We start from the raw sequence: 3,623 nt of genomic DNA, 5'->3' as shown, positions 1-3,623 counted from the left end.
CGCCCTGGACGAGGCCTCCAGGACAGCGCGGGCCCGGGGCGCGGGGTGCTCGTGGGCATCGCGTCGGCTCCCGTGTCGGCGTGGGGCGCGGCGGCGTGCGCTTCGGCCGGGGTGGCCGCCGCCCTGGCGTGGCGGGCCTGGCGGGCACTGGCGCGCATCCCGGCCCGCGCTGTCCTGGAGGCCTCGTCCAGGGCGGAACTCGCGGCGGGCGCGCTCCTGGTCATGGACCCGGGTTCGCTGTCCTGGATCGCCGAGGACGCGCACTGGCGCTCACGCGTGCTGCGCTCGCGGGCGTGGCCGTCACGGCTGCGCGGTGCGGCGGCGGTGGCCTGGCTGGACTGGCGGCGGCTGGCGCGACGACCGGGGATCCTGGCGCTGGTGGCGGCGGCGACCGTTCTGCCCGTGCTGGCCGCCCGTGCGGGCGCCGGGGAGACGGGCGCGCTGGTCGTCCTCGCCGTGGGCGCGCTGGCGGTCGCCGCGACGGGCACCGCGGGGGCGCGCCGGGACGCCGGGGACGCGGCGCTGGCGCGGTTGCTGGGCACCGGTCCGCGCGCGCTCCTGGCGGCGAGGGCGGTGCTGCCCGCCCTGCTCGGCGGCCTGTGGCTGCCCCTCGCGCTGGTCGGACTGGACCTCGCTGGTTCTGGGGGGCTCTTGTGGCCGCTGGGACTGCTGTGCGCCCCGGCGCTGGCGGCGGGGGCACTGCGGCTGGCGCGGCGCCGACCCGTCGAGCACACGATGCCCGTCGTGGACACGCCCCTGGGCCCGGTACCGCTGGGGCCGGTGGTGTGGGCGCTGACCGGCGCCGACATCGCCGTGCTCGGATGCCTGCCCGCGCTCCTGGCGTTCGCCACCGGGGTGACCGGGCCGCTGCTCGCGGCGCAGGCGGTGTGGGGCGCGGTGGTGCTGGCGGCCTACTGCGCCGCTCCGAGACGCGGGTAGACACGCGTACCGGAGAAGGCGGTCGGGTCCCCGCTGAGGCGCAGACCCCGGATGCGGGGGGAGATGCGGGATCGGGGCACGCGCGGCCTGCCGCGCCGTCCAGAGACGTGCGTAGGGGCCAGTCCGCTGTATACGCCTTTCGTCACCCGCGGCCTCAGACGCGGATGGAGGCGCGAGAGCAAGACACAGGCCGCCTGCTGCGGATGCGGACGGGTCAGGGCCGGGCGCAGACCACCTTCTCGCCGCCCCCAGGCTCGGAGGGGGACGCGGGACCGGGGCACGTGCGGCCTGCTGTGCCGCCCCGGGGCGCGCGGGGGAACGTGGTCGGGTCGTGGGAGCGGGGCCGTTCCCCTCGCGGTCGGCCGCTCAGGGTTCGGGTTCCTCGCCGCCCGGCTCGGCCGGGTCCGCCGCGCCGGCCGACAGCAGCCTTCGCGCCAGCACGCGGCAGCGTCCCGCCAGCTCCGGCGGGTCGAGCACCTCGAAGTCGTGGCCCAACAGGAGCACGTGCATGAGCACGAAGTCGAGGTCGTGGCCGCCGCTGACCACCTCGCATCGCCCGTCGCCCCGGCCCCGCACGACCGCCGCCGACGCGGGGATCTGCGCGCGCACCGTCTCGGCCGACGCGTGTACGAGGAAGCGCGCCCGGCGCGGGTAGACCCGGCTGGCCACGCCCTCCTGCACGTACGCCGCCGCGTCGGGGGCCGCACGGGGGTGGAAGCGCCAGGTCCGCGCGACCACGGCGGTCATCCGGTCCACGCGGAAGCTGCGCCAGTCGTCGCGGTCCAGGTCGTAGGCGAGCAGGTACCAGCGCCGTTCGGAGGCGACCAGGCGGTGGGGCTCGACCCGCCGCCGTCGCACCCCCCTCCCGGACGGATAGTCGAAACCGGCCTCGACCCCGTCGCGGCAGGCCCGGGCCAGCGTCATGAGCACCTCGGGATCGACCGGCACGCGGCCCGAGCCGAAGGACTCCACCGAACCGGAGAGCGCGCGCACCTCGTCGCGCAACCGGGTGGGCAGCACCCGGTCGAGCTTGGTCAGCGCCCGCAGCGCGGCGTCGCCCGCGCCGCCTTCCGCACCGTCCGCGCCGCCCGCTCCGGCGAGCAGCGAGACCACGGTGGCGATCGCCTCCTCGTCGTCCAGCAGCAGCGGCGGCAGATCCTTGCCCGGACCGAGCTGGTAGCCCCCGCCGACCCCCTGGCTGGCGTGTACCGGATAGCCGAGCGCGCGCAGGCGGTCGACGTCGCGCCGCACCGTGCGCGGCGTGACCCCGAGCCGGTCGGCGAGTTCGGGGCCGGTCCAGACCCGGCGCCGCTGCAACAGTCCGAGCAGCGTGAGCACCCGTTCCGTCGTACCGCGTTCGTCTGCGCCTGCCGTGTCCATGCGGTCCACACTGCCAGAGATAGCGGACCGATCCTGTCCGCCAGTGGTGCCAGAGTGGCCGCATGGACACCACAGAACCCGACTGGAACCAGACCCTGCGCGAGCAGTGGGAGTTCCACTGGAACCACCACATCCGGCCCCGCCTGGAGGGCCTCACCGACGACGAGTACTTCTGGTCACCGGTGCCGGACTGCTGGAGCGTGTGGCCGCGCGGCGGTTCGACGGCGCCCGTGCAGGCGGGTTCGGGGGACTTCACGATCGACTTCGCCTTCCCGGAGCCGGACCCCGCGCCCTTCACCACGATCGCCTGGCGGCTCGGCCACGTCATCGTCGGCGTGCTCGCCATGCGCAACGCGTCGCACTTCGGCGCACCGGCGGCCTCGTACGAGACGTGGGAGTACGCCGGAAACGCGTCCGACGCGCTCGACCAGCTCCAGACCCAGGTCGACGTGTGGCTCGCCGGGGTGCGCGACCTGGACGCGGCCGCGCTGCGGACCCCGGTCGGCGCGAAGGAGCCCTACCCCGAGGCGCCCATGGCGGACCTGGTGCTGCACATCCACCGCGAGCTGATCCATCATCTGTCCGAGGTCTGCCTGCTGCGCGACCTCCACCTGCACACGGCGGCAGCCGCGAACGGAGCGAACCGATGAGCCTCGACGTCCAGATCACCTTCGACACACACGATCCCCGGGCGCTGTCGTCCTTCTGGCGCGACGTGCTGGGCTACGTCCACCCCGGGCCGCCCGGGGCCGACCTGCCCGAGAGCGCCGATCCGCTGGCCGCGTGGGACGCCTTCCTGGAGCAGGTGGGCGTGCCCGAGGACCAGCGCAACACGAGGTCGGCCATCGAGGACCCCGAGGGGCGCGGCCCCCGGCTGTTCTTCCAGCGGGTGCCGGAGGACAAGGTGGTCAAGAACCGCCTCCACCTCGACGTGCGCGTGGCGCCCGGGCTGCGGGGGGAGGAGCGGATGGCGGCGCTGGAGGCCGAGTGCGCGCGACTTCTGGCGCTGGGGGCGACGAGGGTGCGCCGCCACGAGCCGGAGCCGCCCATGGAGACCGGCTTCATCGTGATGGCCGACCCCGAGGGCAACGAGTTCTGCCTGGACTGAGGCCCTCCGGCCGTGGTGCCCGTGTCCCTCCGGGGGCGCGGGCACCCTTGTGTGTCCCCGCGGTGTTATCCGCACGCCGCACGGGAGGCCACGGGGCTGTCACCAGCGGGTGACGTGCCAAGCAGTGCCCTCAGTGGTGCGCTCGTCGCCCTGCACGCCCCGGAGGAGGGAACAGGGGCGGGCCCCGGGAGGGGTG

General features: G+C 75.5%; 4 protein-coding genes. 3 read left to right on the top strand and 1 reads right to left on the bottom strand.

The annotated features are described in order from the left end of the window. Positions 1-939: DUF6297 family protein (locus DQW06_RS16445; protein ID WP_232833050.1), on the top strand; the 939-nt coding region annotated here is incomplete at its 5' end. Positions 940-1,305: 366 nt separating this feature from the next. Here DQW06_RS16445 and DQW06_RS16440 read toward each other — a convergent pair. Continuing rightward, positions 1,306-2,319, bottom strand: a complete 1,014-nt coding sequence (locus tag DQW06_RS16440) for a YafY family protein (RefSeq protein WP_117198857.1) — start codon at positions 2,317-2,319, stop codon at positions 1,306-1,308. Between the two features lie 62 nt (positions 2,320-2,381). On the opposite strand from DQW06_RS16440, the gene DQW06_RS16435 reads away from it, so the two are divergent. Further along, positions 2,382-2,969: a DinB family protein gene (locus DQW06_RS16435; protein WP_013153098.1), complete on the top strand. Its 588-nt coding sequence runs from the start codon at positions 2,382-2,384 to the stop codon at positions 2,967-2,969. Continuing rightward, positions 2,966-3,427 (top strand): VOC family protein, encoded by a 462-nt coding sequence (locus DQW06_RS16430; RefSeq protein ID WP_117198856.1) that lies wholly within the window; start codon positions 2,966-2,968, stop codon positions 3,425-3,427. The genes DQW06_RS16435 and DQW06_RS16430 overlap by 4 nt, the downstream gene beginning before the upstream one ends. The last annotated feature ends 196 nt before the right edge of the window (positions 3,428-3,623 follow it).

Origin of the sequence: Nocardiopsis sp. TNDT3 (assembly GCF_003427465.1) — a bacterium.
Taxonomy (GTDB): domain Bacteria; phylum Actinomycetota; class Actinomycetes; order Streptosporangiales; family Streptosporangiaceae; genus Nocardiopsis; species Nocardiopsis dassonvillei.
Note: the sequence above shows the minus strand (reverse complement) of the source record. Positions and strands in the feature narration are given on the sequence as shown.